At 66.8% G+C, this 15,593-nt stretch carries 9 protein-coding genes; 8 read left to right on the top strand and 1 reads right to left on the bottom strand.

Going from position 1 to position 15,593, the window contains the following annotated elements; translation table 11 throughout:
- The 7 genes from R6U01_RS10560 to polC form a co-directional block, all read left to right on the top strand.
- The coding region (locus R6U01_RS10560) for a heavy metal translocating P-type ATPase (RefSeq protein ID WP_410286417.1) at positions 1–2,620 on the top strand (2,620 nt) is incomplete at its 5' end.
- 231 nt (positions 2,621–2,851) lie between these two features.
- On the top strand, positions 2,852–4,300 hold the full coding sequence (locus R6U01_RS10555; protein WP_410286416.1) for a cytochrome ubiquinol oxidase subunit I: 1,449 nt from the start codon (positions 2,852–2,854) through the stop codon (positions 4,298–4,300).
- Positions 4,293–5,294 (top strand): cytochrome d ubiquinol oxidase subunit II, encoded by a 1,002-nt coding sequence (locus R6U01_RS10550; RefSeq protein WP_410286415.1) that lies wholly within the window; start codon positions 4,293–4,295, stop codon positions 5,292–5,294. Before R6U01_RS10555 ends, R6U01_RS10550 begins: the two co-directional genes overlap by 8 nt.
- 268 nt (positions 5,295–5,562) lie before the next feature.
- Entirely contained in the window at positions 5,563–5,892 is a 330-nt protein-coding gene (locus R6U01_RS10545; RefSeq protein ID WP_410286414.1) for a DUF5783 family protein, read from the top strand.
- Positions 5,893–5,991: 99 nt separating this feature from the next.
- Positions 5,992–6,369 (top strand): NifU family protein, encoded by a 378-nt coding sequence (locus R6U01_RS10540; protein ID WP_410286413.1) that lies wholly within the window; start codon positions 5,992–5,994, stop codon positions 6,367–6,369.
- A gap of 190 nt (positions 6,370–6,559) precedes the next feature.
- On the top strand, positions 6,560–6,979 hold the full coding sequence (locus R6U01_RS10535) for a PPC domain-containing DNA-binding protein (RefSeq protein ID WP_410286412.1): 420 nt from the start codon (positions 6,560–6,562) through the stop codon (positions 6,977–6,979).
- A gap of 16 nt (positions 6,980–6,995) precedes the next feature.
- Positions 6,996–12,113, top strand: a complete 5,118-nt coding sequence (gene polC, locus R6U01_RS10530) for a DNA polymerase II large subunit (RefSeq protein ID WP_410286411.1) — start codon at positions 6,996–6,998, stop codon at positions 12,111–12,113.
- Between the two features lie 393 nt (positions 12,114–12,506).
- On the opposite strand, the gene R6U01_RS10525 is transcribed toward polC, so the two are convergent.
- Positions 12,507–13,154, bottom strand: coding sequence for a bifunctional 4-hydroxy-2-oxoglutarate aldolase/2-dehydro-3-deoxy-phosphogluconate aldolase (locus R6U01_RS10525; protein WP_410286410.1), 648 nt, complete (start codon positions 13,152–13,154; stop codon positions 12,507–12,509).
- A 197-nt stretch (positions 13,155–13,351) separates the two neighbouring features.
- On the opposite strand from R6U01_RS10525, the gene R6U01_RS10520 reads away from it, so the two are divergent.
- Positions 13,352–15,541: an elongation factor EF-2 gene (locus tag R6U01_RS10520; protein ID WP_410286409.1), complete on the top strand. Its 2,190-nt coding sequence runs from the start codon at positions 13,352–13,354 to the stop codon at positions 15,539–15,541.
- Positions 15,542–15,593: the final 52 nt, after the last annotated feature.

The following is a 15,593-nucleotide window of genomic DNA, read 5'->3' as shown; positions in this document are numbered from 1 at the left end:
CGCCCTCGACGACCTCGACGGGGTGGTCTCGGCGAAGGCCAACTACGCCACCGACGAGGGGTCCGTCGAGTACGACCCGGAAGCGGTGTCGCTCGGCGAGATATTCGACGCGATCGAGGCGGCCGGCTACGGCGCGGTCAGCGAGACCGTCACCGTCGCGATCACGGACATGACCTGTGCGAACTGCGCGGAGACCAACGCGGAGACCCTCGAATCGACGCCCGGCGTCATCGAGGCGACGGTGAACTACGCGACCGACGAGGCGCAGGTCAGGTACAACCCGGCAGACGCCTCCCGCGCCGACCTCTACGACGCGATCGAGTCGGCGGGCTACTCGCCGGTCCGCGAGGGTGACGGCGACGGGGCCGACGGCGACGCGGCGAGCGAGGAGTCCGGCGGTGACGCGCGCGACGCGGCCCGCGAAGAGGAGATCCGCAAACAGCTCCGCCTGACCCTCTTCGGGGCGGCGCTCGCGACGCCGCTGCTGTTGTTCATGGCCGATCACCTGCTGTTCGGCGGCGAAATCTTCCCGGAGACCGTCTTCGGCGTCCCGATCGGGTGGGTGCAGTTCCTGCTCGCCACGCCCGTGCAGGTCGTCTTGGGCCGCCCGTTCTACAGGAACTCCTACAAGGCGCTCGTCACCAACGGGCGCGCCAACATGGACGTGCTGATCGCGCTCGGCTCCACGACCGCGTACGGCTACTCGGTCGCGGTCCTCGCCGGCGTCGTCGCCGGGAGCCTCTACTTCGACACGGCGGCGTTCATCCTCGTGTTCATCACCCTCGGCAACTACCTCGAGGCCCGTTCGAAGGGGCAGGCCGGCGAAGCGCTCCGGAAGCTCCTGGAGATGGAGGCCGACACCGCCACGCTCGTCGACAGAGCGGCGTCGGAGACGCCGCATGCAGACGGCGAAGCCGTCGACGGGGACGGGACCGAGCGGGAGGTCCCCATCGACGAGGTCGAGGTCGGCGACCGGATGAAGGTCCGCCCGGGCGAGCAGATCCCGACGGACGGCGTCGTCGTCGACGGACAGAGCGCGGTCGACGAGTCGATGGTGACCGGCGAGTCGGTCCCCGTCGAGAAGTCCGTGGACGACGAGGTGATCGGCTCGACGATCAACGAGAACGGCGTGCTCGTCGTCGAGGCGACCAAGGTGGGCGCCGACACCGCGCTCCAGGGGATCGTTCGGACGGTGAAGGAGGCGCAGTCGCGCCAGCCCGAGATACAGAACCTCGCCGACCGCATCTCCGCGTACTTCGTCCCGACGGTCATCGTCAACGCCCTGCTGTGGGGGACCGTCTGGTATCTCTTCCCCCAGGCGCTCGCCGGATTCGTGAGCGCGCTCCCGCTCTGGGGGCTCGTCGCCGGCGGCCCGGCCGTCGCCGGCGGCGCGGTCTCCGTCTCCGAGTTCGCGATCGTCGTGTTCGCCTCCTCCGTGCTCATCGCCTGTCCCTGCGCGCTCGGGCTGGCGACGCCCGCGGCGACGATGGTCGGCACCACGATCGGCGCCGGCCACGGCGTTCTGTTCAAGGGCGGCGACGTACTCGAACGCGCCAAGGACGTCGACACCGTCGTCTTCGACAAGACGGGAACGCTCACCGAGGGCGAGATGCGGCTGACCGACGTGGTCGCGTTCGACCGCGACGGCGTCCCCGTTCCGGACGGCGGAGCGGCGCAGCGGCCCGACTCCGCCGACGGCGACCTCCCGACACAGACCGCCGACCACGGCGCGGAAGCCGAGGTTGTCCGGCTCGCCGCGATCGCCGAACGCGGCAGCGAACACCCGCTCGCTCGCGCCATCGTCGACGGCGCTCGCGAGCGCGGCCTGGGCGTCCCGGACCCGGACTCCTTCGAGAACGTCCCCGGTCACGGCGTGCGCGCGACGCTTGAGGGCGACGAGATCCTGGTCGGGAACCGCAAGTTGCTGGCGGACGAGGGGATCGACGCTTCGCCCGCGACCGAGACGATGGAGCGCCTCGAGCGGGAGGGGAAGACGGCGATGCTCGTCGCGTTCCGAGGCGAACTGGTCGGCGTCGTCGCCGACGCCGACACCGTCAAGGAGGGCGCGGCGGACGCCGTGGCGGCGCTCAGAGACCGCGGCGTCGACGTGATGATGATCACCGGCGACAACGAACGCACCGCCCGCGCCGTCGCCGAGCAGGTCGGGATCGACCCCGAGAACGTCCGGGCCGGCGTCCTCCCGGAGGACAAGTCCGACGCGGTCGAAGCGATTCAGGCCGACGGCCGACAGGCGATGATGGTCGGCGACGGCGTCAACGACGCGCCCGCGCTCGCCGTCGCGTACGTCGGCACCGCTATCGGGAGCGGCACCGACGTCGCCATCGAGGCGGCGGACGTGACGCTGATGCGAGACGACCCGCTCGACGTGGTGAAGGCGATCCGCGTCTCGGACGCGACCCTCCAGAAGATCAAACAGAACCTCGTGTGGGCGTTCGGCTACAACACGCTGATGATCCCGCTCGCCTCGCTCGGTCTGCTCCAGCCCGCGCTGGCCGCCGGGGCGATGGCGCTCTCCAGCGTGAGCGTGCTCACGAACAGCCTGCTGTTCCGCCGGTACGAGCCCGACCGCGACTACCGGCTGTTCGGTCGGTTCCGGTAGTCGCCGTCGCGTCTTCACCTCCGCGAACGAGGTCTCCGTGCCCCGATCGCTAGCGGAACTGAATCGCCGACGTCCCCGCCCGAAACACCCTCTCGGTTCCGACGCTGCACGGACCGCCTCTCTCGTATAGACTACGAAAACTACGGCTCAGCGGGTATAAATTGCCGTAGTACGGTTCTCGAAACAGGGAACCGCACCAACACTCTCTTTTGTGCGTGAGCGAGTAACTGCATGGTCCCGATAGCGCTCTCCGGCGCTTTGATCCCCGAGTGGGTGACGTTGCTCTCGCCGGAGCTCGCGAGCCGTGCGCAGTTCGGATGGACAATCTCCGTTCACATTATCTTCGCCGCCCTCTCGGTCGGGCTTGCGCCGTTCATTGTCTACTTCACCTGGAAAGACGTTCGGACCGACGCCGATCGGTTCACACGGCTGCGGTCGTTCTGGGTGAAGGTGTTCGCCGCCGGGTTCGTCATGGGAACGGTCACCGGAATCCCGATGAGCTTCCAGTTCGGGACGAACTTCCCGCAGTTCGCCGAGGTAGCCGGAGAGATGATCGGCGGGCCCCTGGCCTTCGAAGCGAAGATGGCGTTCTTCCTCGAGGCCGTCTTCCTCGGCGTGTTGCTGTTCGGTCGGGAGCGCGTCAGCGATCGGACCTACGTCCTCTCGTCGGTACTGGTGGGAGTCGGGGCTTGGCTGTCGGCCTTCTGGATCCTGATCGTCAACGCCTGGATGCAAACTCCGCAGGGCTTCGAGATGGTCACTCGCAACGGCATGGAGGTCGCGAGGCTCACCGACCCGATTGCCGCGTTCTTCACGCCGCGGATGCCCTGGATGTACGTGCATATGGTCAACGCGTCGGTGATATCCGTCGCGCTACTGGTCGCCGGCGTCTCGGCGTACATCGTCTGGAAAAAGCGCGACGCGGCGGCTTGGAACGCGGCGTTGCGGCTTGCCGTGCTGATACTGCTCGTCACCGCACCGCTACAGGCGGTCCACGGCGATGCGTACGGTCGCCACGTCGCGGACACGCAGCCGCAGAAATTCGCCGCTATGGAAGCTCACTACGAGACCGGCACGGCGGACTTACACCTGATCGCGTTCCCGAAGAGCGTCGACGCGATCACCGACCCGAAAGCGGAGAACCTCTTCACCGTGAGCCTCCCCGGCGTCGGTTCGTTCCTCGCCAGCGGCGGTGAGTTCGACGCCGAAGTGCTCGGGCTAAACGAGTACGAGGAAAACCCGCCCGTAGCGCTCGTGTTCTGGTCGTTCCGGTTCATGGTCGGGCTCGGATTCCTGTTCATCGGGCTGGCGCTGTGGGGCGGGTATCTCATCTACGACGGACGCCTCTCGGAGAGCGACCGGTTCCTGAAGGCGATGATCGCCGCGTCGCCCCTCGGCTACGCGGCGCTGCTCACTGGGTGGTACGTCACCGAGATCGGTCGTCAACCGTGGGTCATTCAGGGCGAACTCACGACCAGTGACGCCGTCTCGTCGACGTTAACCGGGACGGAAGCGACCCTGACGCTCGTCGGGTTCGTCGGTATCTATATCGGATTGCTGTTGGTGGCCCTGCACGTGCTGCGGTGGCTGGTCGAAAACGAACTCCGAGAACTCGGCGTAGACGCGTCGAGCGACGACCGCTGGTACGGTCCGGTTCCGAAGGTGACCGACGATGACTGACTCGCTGTTTCCCGTCGACGCGTATCTCGTCGGCGCACTACCCGAGATCTGGTTCGGTGCCGTCATGTTCGCCCTGGCGATGTACGTCGTCCTCGACGGGTTCGATTTCGGGATCGGAATACTGTACGCGACCCGCGATGACGAACACGAGAAGGAGACGTTCCTGACGGCGTTCGGTCCGGTCTGGGACGCCAACGAGGTGTGGGTCGTCGCCTTCGGGACGATGCTGCTTGCGGCGTTCCCACGGGTGTACTCCCGGGTGCTGGCCGACCACTACCTCCTCGCGATCGGCTTCGTGCTCGCGTTGCTGTTCCGGGGACTCGGCCCGGAGCTGCGCGAACAGCGCGACGACGAGCAGTGGAAACGGTACTGTGATTACTCGTTTATCAGCGGAAGCTTCCTCGCGCCGCTGCTGTTCGGCACCCTCGCCGGTCGCTGGGTGTTCGACGCGCCGACGCTGTCGCTGCCGGCGCTGCTGACCGGCGTCGGCCTCGTCGCCGTCTCGGTCGTGACGGGGGCGGCCTTTCTGACGGCTAAAAGCGGGCCGGCGTTAGCGTCGGACCTGCGCGCGTACGGAATCGTCGCGACGCTGGCGTACTTGGTCGGGGTCGTCGCTCTGCTGACGGTCGTCGTCGTGACTGACGCGGGGGGCGCCGCTGAGACGGTCCTCTCGTTGCCCGCGGGTGCGGTCGTCGTCGCTTCAGTTATCGCCGGCATCGGCGGCAGCGTCCTCGCCCTGCGCGGCGAGTACCGTGCCTGGCTGATGAGCGCGCTGGCGCTTCCTTCGCTGTTGAGCCTGCTGATCGGCCTCCTGTTGTATCCGACCGTCTATCCGCCGACCGGCCTGACAGTTCGAGAAGCGGTCGTCTCGCCGCTGGCCCTGAATCTCGTGACTGTCCTCGGGTTTCCGGCGCTCTTACTCGTGCTGTGGTACTTCAAATTCCTCTACGGCGTGTTCAGCGGCCCGATCGAGGGTGAGAGCTACGGCGCGTGAACGCGCGACTGTGACCCGGAGCCGTACGACCGTTCGGCGACTCGGTCACCTCAGTGATCCGACGCGTCCGCAGACCGCTTCGCTCGGCTCGTTCTCCACGGTAGGACACGTCGTCTCCGATTTGATATAGCACAATAGAATTTATTCGCTGGCCGACGGTCGGATCGACACTCGACGCACGCCGCTCGCCACCGGCGTGTGTCCCGTCGATTACCACCGTTCAGCGGCGATCGGCCGGCTTTTTCACCACCGAGCCGTCAGATCGGGTATGGCCGACGAGTTCGACCCCGAGAAGTTCGAGGACAAGTACGTCCACTACTTTAACGAGCTCCAGCGGGCGTACAAGAACGCGTTCAACCACATGAAGGACCGACACGACTCGGAACTGATCCACGGGATCGACCAGGCGGTGCTCAACGAGTCCGAGCCGTTCTACGAAGACGGCGAGTTCCGCGTCGAACTCCCCGAGGACCCACGCGAGCGCATCCGGGGCGTCGTCCCCGTGGACGACGAGACGTTCGAGGAGACCGTAGCGGAGTACGTCGACCGGATCGAGGCCGAACTCCACCGGACGTTCCAAGTCGATCGACCGGAGTGAGCGGCGGGTTCCGCCGCGTGCGCTCCCTCCGCGCGCGCCCGGACTGTGGGCGTTTTGCCGAACCAAAGGCATAAGCCCGCCGCCCGCCAATTCGTTGGCATGAGCACGGACACGGCAGACGGGGAAAACGAACTCCGCGAGCGGATCACGAACTTCCTGCGGCGCAACTTCCCGCAGATCCAGATGCACGGCGGAAGCGCCGCCATCAGCCACCTCGACCGTGAGAACGGCGAGGTCACGGTGCAGCTCGGCGGCGCCTGCTCCGGGTGCGGCATCTCTCCCATGACGATCCAAGCGATCAAGTCGCGGATGGTCAAGGAGATCCCGGAGATCGAGACGGTCCACGCCGACACGGGCATGGGCGCGGGCGCCGACGGCGACCTCGGCGGTACGAGCAGCGGCGGCATGTCGCCGTCGTTCCCCGGCGAGACGACCGACGACGGCGGCGACGACGAAGGGCCGCAGGCCCCCTTCTGAACCGGCGCCCGGGTAACTCTTCGTTCTCCCACTTTCTCGCTCTCTCAGCGCCGTAGCGGCGAGTCTCTCGTTTTGCAACGTCCCGCCGATTCCCGCTCATAAATCTCACTTCGCTATATCATTTTGTCAGCGGCGGTCGTACACACCGCGACTGAAGCCTTTTTGCCCCCGGCGGTCGTGGGCGTTCCCTATGCACCACCGGGAAGTCGAGACGACGGCGGAGTACGTCGCCCGATTCGAGACCGGCGCCGACTGGCGCGAGGAGATCGAGGACCTCGCCCGCGCAGAGGACGTCGAGGCGGGCTGGTTCACGGCCCTCGGCGCCGTCCAGGACGCCGACGTCTGGTTCTACGACCAGGACGACACCGAGTACCAGTCGGTGACCTTCGACGAACCGCTGGAGGTCGCCGCCTGCGTCGGGAACGTCTCGCTGCTCGAGGGGGAGGTGTTCGCGCACACCCACGCCGTGCTGTCGCGGCCGAGCGGGCAGGCGCTCGCCGGGCACCTCGACTCCGCGACCGTCTGGGCGGGGGAGTGTCACCTCCGCGCGTTCGACGAGCCGCTGGAGCGCTCGCACGACCCGACGACCGACCTGGACCTGTGGCTGTGAAGCGGGTCCCGCGGCGATGAGGCCCGACGACGAGCGGTACTTCGCCCGGATCGAAGACCGGCTCGAGGAGGCGTTAGAGCTCGCGGAGACGGCGAAGGGGCAGGGGTACGACCCGGAGCCGGAGGTGGAGATCCCCGTCGCCCGCGACATGGCCGACCGGGTCGAGAACATCCTCGGGATCGACGGCGTCGCGGAGCGCGTCCGCGAGCTGGAGGGCGAGATGTCTCGCGAGGAGGCGGCCTTAGAGCTCGTCACCGACTTCGTTGAGGGGACGGTCGGCGACTACGACTCCCGCGCCGGGAAGGTCGAGGGCGCGGTCCGGACCGCGGTCGCGCTGCTCACGGAGGGTGTCGTCGCCGCGCCGATCGAGGGGATCGACCGCGTCGAGCTGTTGGAGAACGACGATGGCACCGAGTTCGTCAACGTCTACTACGCCGGCCCGATCCGGTCGGCCGGCGGGACCGCGCAGGCGCTCTCCGTCCTCGTCGCCGACTACGCGCGTTCGCTGCTCGGCATCGACGAGTACAAGCCGCGCGACGTGGAGGTCGAGCGCTACGCCGAGGAGATCGCCCTCTACGACAAGGAGACCGGGCTCCAGTACACGCCGAAGGACAAGGAGTCGAAGTTCATCGCGGAGCACATCCCCATCATGCTCGACGGGGAGGCGACCAGCGACGAGGAGGTCTCCGGCTTCCGCGACCTCGAACGGGTCGACACGAACTCCGCGCGCGGCGGGATGTGTCTCGTCGCCGCGGAGGGGATCGCGCTGAAGGCCCCGAAGATCCAGCGGTACACCCGTGACCTCGACGAGGTCGACTGGCCGTGGCTCCAGGACCTGATCGACGGGACGATCGGGAAGGACGGGGAGGCGACGAGCGACGCCGGGGCGTCGGACGACGGGGGCGGCTCGGGAGCCGAGAACGACGAATCAGGAGCCGACACCGACGAGGGGGACGCGGAGGACGCCGAGGGCGGCGAGTCGGGAGGAGACGACCCCGACGGCCCGCTCCGGACGAAGCCCTCCCAGAAGTTCCTCCGTGACCTGATCGCGGGCCGCCCCGTGTTCACCCACCCGAGCGAGGCGGGCGGCTTCCGGCTGCGATACGGTCGCGCGCGCAACCACGGGTTCGCGACCGGCGGGGTCCACCCGGCGACGATGCACCTCGTCGACGACTTCCTCGCGGCCGGCACGCAGATCAAGACGGAGCGCCCGGGGAAGGCGCACGGCGTCGTCCCCGTCGACTCCATCGAGGGGCCGACGGTCCGGCTCGCGAACGGCGAGGTCCGCCGCATCGACGACCCGGCGGAGGCGAAGGCGGTCCGCAACGGCGTCGAGAAGGTGCTCGATTTGGGCGAGTACCTCGTCAACTACGGGGAGTTCGTCGAGAACAATCACCCGCTCGCGCCCGCCTCGTACGTCTACGAGTGGTGGGTCAAGGAGTTCGCGGCCGCCGGCGCCGACGTGCAGGCGATGCGGGACGACCCCCACGTCGACCTCGAACGCCCCGACGTCGACGAGGCGCTCGCGTGGGCGCGGGAGTACGACTGCCCGCTCCACCCGGAGTACACCTACCTCTGGCACGACGTGTCGGTCGCGGCGTTCGAGGCCCTCGCCGAGGCGGTCGCCGACGGCGACGTGGTCGAGGGCGTCCTCGCCATCGAGCGGACGGAGACGACGCGGACGGCGTTGGAGTCGCTGTTAGTCGAACACGCCGCGACGCCGGACGCGCTTCGGATCCCGACGTGGCGCCCGCTCGCGCGGTCGCTCGGGGTCGACGACGGGCTCCGGAAGACGTGGGACGAGGGCGACCTCTCGGCGGCCGCTCGCGGGTGGGCCGACGGCGAGAACGCCGTGAAAGTCGTCAACGAGGTCGCGCCCTTCGAGATACGTGAGCGCGCGCCGACCCGGATCGGTAACCGGATGGGCCGGCCCGAGAAGTCGGAGAGCCGCGACCTCTCCCCGGCGGTCCACACCCTCTTCCCGATCAACGAGGCCGGCGGTCCTCAGCGCGACGTCGCCGAGGCCGCCGGCGTGATGGACGACACGGGCCACCGCGGCCGGCTGGAGCTCCAGGTCTCCGACCGGGTCTGTCCCGAGTGCGGCGAGCACACCTACAAGGCGCGGTGTCCGGACTGCGAGGTCCACACCGAGCCCCATTACGAGTGCGGCGACTGCGGCACCGTCTGCCAGCCCGACGAGGCCGGCCGCGTCGAGTGCCCGCGCTGTGAGTGGGAGGTGCGGGCGGCGACGTACCAAGAGGTCGACCTCAATGACGCCTACCGCTCCGCGCTGGCGAACGTCGGCGAGCGCGAGGCGTCCTTCGAGATCCTCAAGGGGGTGCAGGGACTCACCTCGCGGAACAAGACCCCCGAGCCGATCGAGAAGGGAATCCTCCGCGCGAAGAACGGCGTCACGTCGTTCAAGGACGGCACCGTCAGGTACGACATGACCGACCTTCCGGTCACCTCGGTCCGCCCCGAGGAGCTCGACGTCACCGCCGACCACCTCCGGGAGATCGGCTACGAGACGGACATCGACGGCGAGCCGCTGCGCCACGACGACCAGCTCGTCGAGCTCCGGGTGCAGGACATCGTCCTCTCGGACGGCGCGGCCGAGCACATGCTGCGGACCGCCGACTTCGTCGACGACCTCCTCGAGCAGTTCTACGGGCTCCCCCGCTTCTACGAGGTGAACGAGCGCGACGACCTCGTCGGCGAGCTCGTCTTCGGGATGGCGCCGCACACGAGCGCCGCAACTGTCGGGAGAGTGGTAGGTTTTACGTCGGCCGCGGTAGGGTACGCTCATCCGTACTTTCACGCCGCGAAGCGTCGGAACTGCTTCCACCCGGAGACGAAACTCTGGTACGAGGATGAGACCGGAAGTCTACGATACGACGAAATCGAGGACTTCGTCGAGACGTACCTCGATCAGTCAGAAGTTGCGTTTGACGACTTCGGGACAGCGATTGGCGAGTTAGAGGGAGTCGACGGAGGGCTGTCCGTGCCCGCGGTAACTGCTGATGGAGAACGCGTCTCTCGTCCGGTAGAGGCGGTCAGCAAACACGAAGCCCCGGATCACATGGTACAGGTCCGTACGGTGTCCGGCCGCTCGATAACTGTCACTCCGGATCACGGTGTCCACGTGTACGACGGCGAACAGGACAAGATCGTCAGCAGGGAAGCCCGGGACCTCGACACGACTGACAAACTCGTTATTCCCGATTCGATCGAGAGCAGTGAGACCACTCGAAGCCAACAGCAGTTCGATCTGCTCGCCGAGTTCATCCGATCCGAAGCGGTCCCGACCGATCGCCTCATGATCAAGGGTCTGGACAAAGATCGGCTGTACGAACTCTTCGAGGACACCTTCTCGGACGACTGGGAGGGACAGTTCTATCCGCTCAAGAGCATGACGGAGGTGTTCGACACGAACAAGAAGACGCTGAGTAACTACTTGTACCGGGAGAGCTTCCCTGCGTCGTATTTACAGCGGTGCTTCTCCTCGATCGACGACCTCCTCGCGTTCGTTCCCGACGATGTAACGCTCGGAATGAAACGCGATCGCACCGAGATCGATCGGGTTGTCGAACTCGATCAGCGCGTCGCAACGTTACTCGGCTACTACGCGGCCGAGGGATTCGCCCGCGAACAGGAGACGCCGAAAGGGACGATCCACCAGACGACCGTCTGCGGGACTGAAACGGAAGCGAGGGAGTTCTTCCTCGACGTCCTGCGCGACGAGTTCGGTGTCGATCCGTACGAAGAGAATCACGCGAAGGTCACCGTATCTGGCCGTCTCCTGCGTGCCTTCTTCGATTCGGTGCTCGATGCCGGCGTGTACGCAGAGACGAAACGCGTTCCGAACGCGATCTTCGACGCACCCGAGGCGATCGTCGGTGCGTACCTGAGCGGATACTTCAGCGGTGACGGCGGGGTTGATAAGGGATCGCTCCGGGTCACGGCCACGACGGTAAGTGAAGAGCTTCGGGAAGATCTGCTCGCGCTTCTCCGACGACTGAACATCCACGCGACTGTCGACCGACCGAAGCGCGTCTTACTCCACGAGAGGTTCCCCGAGTTCTACGATGAGAGCGATATGCGGCTGACTTCTCAGACGTACGTAATCGCCGTCTCGTCGCAAGATGCCGTTCGATTTTCGGAGATTGCCGGGCTCCATCTCTCCCGGAAGGATAACCGGCTGACAGAGAACGTCTCAGCTGTCGATCCCTATGCGTCGACGGTGTCGGATGGTGGATCCGGTGAATATTCGATCGAGAATGTCGATCAGATCGAGATCGTCAAGAGTGATGTCGAGTACGTGTACTGTCTCACCGTCGAGGAAACGCATTCATTAATAGCAAATGATGTGTCAGTAGATCAATGCGATGGCGACGAGGATTGCGTGATGCTCCTCATGGACGGACTTCTCAACTTCTCGAAAGAGTTTCTCCCCGACCAGCGGGGTGGCCGCATGGACGCACCCTTAGTGATGTCCTCGCGGATCGACCCCTCGGAGATCGACGACGAGGCGCACAACATGGACATCGTGCGCGAGTACCCGCGCGAGTTCTACGAGGCGACGCTGGAGCTGGCGGACCCGGAGGAGCTGGAAGACCGGATCCAGCTCGGCGAGGACACGCTCGGGACCGACGAGGAGTACCACGGGTTCGACCACACCCACGACACGACGGACATCGCGATGGGGCCGGACCTGTCGGCGTACAAGACGCTCGGCGACATGATGGAGAAGATGGACGCGCAGCTGGAGCTGGCCCGGAAGCTCCGCGCGGTCGACGAGACCGACGTGGCCGAGCGGGTCATCGAGTACCACTTCCTGCCGGACATCATCGGGAACCTCCGGGCGTTCTCCCGCCAGGAGACGCGGTGTCTCGACTGCGGCGAGAAGTACCGCCGGATGCCGCTGACCGGCGACTGCCGCGAGTGCGGCGGCCGAGTGAACCTCACCGTCCACCAGGGGTCGGTGAACAAGTACGTCGACACGGCGATCGAGGTCGCCGACCGGTTCGGCTGCCGGCCCTACACGAAACAGCGCCTGAAGGTGTTAGAGGAGTCGCTCGAATCGATCTTCGAGGACGACACGAACAAGCAGTCCGGCATCGCGGACTTCATGTAACGCGCCCGGGCGTCTCATCGAGCGTCGGTCGAGTGCGGTTCACCACTCGCGGCCGCCGATCCGGACGACGGCGCCACAGCCGGCGCACTCGTAGACCGGCAGCGGATCGTCGGCCGAATTGCAGACGACGAGTCGGCCAGACGCGGTTGACTCGCCGCAGCGGACGCAGTGACCGGTGCCGGCCCTCATCGTCGATCACTCATACCCCTTAGACGCTCGGTGAGGGCATAACCGAGTATTCGGAATTGGCTGTCAGATCCGGGTGATCGTCCGAGCGTCGCGTTCCGAACCGTACCGGGCCACCGTCGAGTCGGTTTCCTAACGACAGCGGTCCCGCCGGGCGTGCGTTTCGGGTGGACGGTGTCGGGCGTGCGTTTCGGGTGGACGCGTGTTTCAGTCGTCGCCCGCGCGCGCCTCCTCGACCACTTCCACGAACTCGCGTGCGGTCTCGGTGATCTCGTCGTAGTCGCCGCGCTCGGCGGCGTCGTAGTCGACGAGCGAGCCGCCGGCGCCGACCGCGAACGCGCCGGCCTCGATGTAGTCGGCCGCGTTGTTCGGGCCGACGCCGCCGGTCGGCATCATCGGGATCTGACCGAGCGGGCCCTTCATGGCCCCGAGGTGGGTCGGGCCGACGGTCTTCGCGGGGAACACCTTCACGAAGTCGGCGCCGGCCTCGTAGCCGCGGATCGCCTCGGTCGGCGTCATCACGCCGGGCGCGGTGACGGCGCCGTAGCGGTTACACGTCTCGATCACGTCCTCGTGGAGGCTCGGCGAGACGACGAACTCCGCGCCGGCCATCAGGGTCGTCCGGGCGGTCTCGCTGTCGAGGACCGTGCCGGTGCCGACGACGACCTCGTCGCCGAACGAGCCCGTCACCTCGCCGAGCTTCCCGGCGACGTCGGGGGTGTCCGCGGTGACCTCGACGGCGGTGACCCCGCCCTCGCGGAGCGCCTCCGTTATCTCGATGAGCTGGTCGGCCTCGACGCCGCGCAGGACCGCGACGACGCCGGTATCGGCGAGCCGCGAGAGCGTCTCGTTCATACGCCTCGGTTCCCCACCGAGCACTTAAATCCGCGTGGAGGCGGTCGCGGTCGCGAAGCGACCGTCCCTCTCGGCCGCACGGCCCGACCCGTGCGACCGATCGACACGAAACCGCCGGCGATCGGGGGTAATTCCCGCCGATACGGCCGCGGAGAAACACTACCCTTTTGACCCTGCTGTCGGTAAGAAGCGGTATAATGGGCCGACGCAAGAAGATCGTTCAAGAGTGCGAGCGGCTGATGGACAACCCGGAGCACATCCGGAACATCGCCATCGCCGCCCACGTCGACCACGGGAAGACGACGCTCTCCGACAACCTGCTGGCCGGTGCCGGCATGATCTCCCAGGACACCGCGGGCGAGCAGCTCGCGATGGACACGAAGGAGGACGAGCAGGAGCGCGGTATCACCATCGACGCGGCGAACGTTTCGATGACCCACGAGTACGACGACACCAACCACCTCATCAACCTCATCGACACCCCGGGCCACGTCGACTTCGGGGGCGACGTCACCCGCGCGATGCGCGCGGTGGACGGCGCGCTGGTGGTCGTCGACGCCGTCGAGGGCGCGATGCCCCAGACGGAGACGGTGCTCCGGCAGGCGCTCCGCGAGGGCGTGAAGCCGGCGCTGTTCATCAACAAGGTCGACCGCCTCATCTCGGAGCTCCAGGAGGGGCCCCAGGAGATGCAGGAGCGGCTGATGTCCGTCATCGCCGACGTCAACGAGCTCATCCGCGGGATGGCCGAGAACATGGACGACATCCCCACGGATTGGACCGTCTCCGTCGAGGACGGGACGGTCGGCTTCGGCTCCGCGCTGTACAAGTGGGGCGTCTCCATGCCGTCGATGCAGCGGACCGGCATGGACTTCGGCGACATCATGGAGCTCGAACAGGCCGACAAGCGCGACGAGCTCCACGAGCGGACGCCGCTCTCGAACGTCGTGCTCGACATGGTCTGCGAGCACTTCCCGAACCCGGTCGACGCGCAGCCCCGCCGCGTTCCGCGTATCTGGCGCGGCGACGCGGAGAGCGAGCTGGCCGACACGATGCGGATGGTCGACGAGGACGGCGAGGTCGTCTTCATGGTCACCGACATCTCGATGGACCCGCACGCCGGCGAGATCGCGACGGGTCGCGTCTTCTCCGGCACGCTGGAGAAGGGCCAGGAGCTGTACGTCTCCGGCACCGCGGGCAAGAACCGCATCCAGAGCGTCGGCCTCTTCATGGGGTCCGAGCGCGAGGAGGTGGGACACGTCCCGGCCGGGAACATCGCCTCGGTCACCGGCCTCCGCGACGCCATCGCCGGCTCCACGGTCTCCTCCGTCGAGATGACGCCGTTCGAGTCGATCGAGCACATCTCCGAGCCGGTCATCACCAAGTCCGTCGAGGCGCAGAACATGGACGACCTGCCGAAGCTCATCGAGACGCTCCAGCAGGTCGCCAAGGAGGACCCGACGATCCAGATCGAGATCAACGAGGACACGGGCGAGCACCTCATCAGCGGGCAGGGCGAGCTCCACCTCGAAGTGATCACCCAGCGGATCCGCGACAACCAGGGCATTCCGGTCATCACCGGCGAACCGATCGTCGTCTACCGCGAGCAGCCCCAGGAGGCGTCCCGCGAGGTCGAGGGCGTCTCGCCGAACCGCCACAACAAGTTCTACCTCACCGTCGAGCCGATGGCCCAGGAGATCGTCGACGCCATCCAGCTCGGTGAGGTCTCGATGGACATGCCCGAACTGGAGCGCCGCGAGGCGTTACAGGAGGCCGGCATGGACAAGGACACCTCCCAGAACGTCGAGGACATCCACCGGACGAACATCCTCATCGACGACACGAAGGGGATCCAGCACCTCAACGAGACGATGGAGCTCGTCTTAGAGGGGCTCCAGGAGGCCCTCGACGACGGGCCGCTCGCCGCCGAGCCGGTCCAGGGGTCGCTGTTCCGGCTGCACGACGCGAAGCTCCACGAGGACACCATCCACCGCGGGCCCGCGCAGGTCATCCCCGCGGTCCGCGACGCGGTCCACCGCGCGCTGATCGACGGCGAAGTCCGTCTGCTGGAACCGATTCAGGACGTCCGGATCGACGTCCCCTCGGAGCACATGGGTGCCGCCTCCGGCGAGATCCAGGGCCGCCGCGGCCGCGTCGACGACATGTACCAGGAGGGCGACCTGATGGTCGTCGAGGGCATCGCGCCCGTCGAGGAGATGATCGGCTTCTCCTCCGACATCCGCTCGGCCACCGAGGGCCGCGCCTCGTGGAACACCGAGAACGCGGGCTTCCGCGTCCTCGTCGACAACCTCCAGCGCGAGAAGATCATGGAGATCCGCGAGCGCAAGGGCATGAAGCTCGAACTCCCGTCGTCGATCGACTACTTCTGAGTCGGCGACGCGGCCCCTTCGATTCAGCGTTCTCTGCGGTCGGTGGAATCCG

It is taken from the genome of Halorubrum sp. (genome assembly GCF_046498025.1).
In the GTDB taxonomy this organism is placed as follows: Archaea; Halobacteriota; Halobacteria; order Halobacteriales; family Haloferacaceae; genus Halorubrum.
Note: the sequence above shows the minus strand (reverse complement) of the source record. Positions and strands in the feature narration are given on the sequence as shown.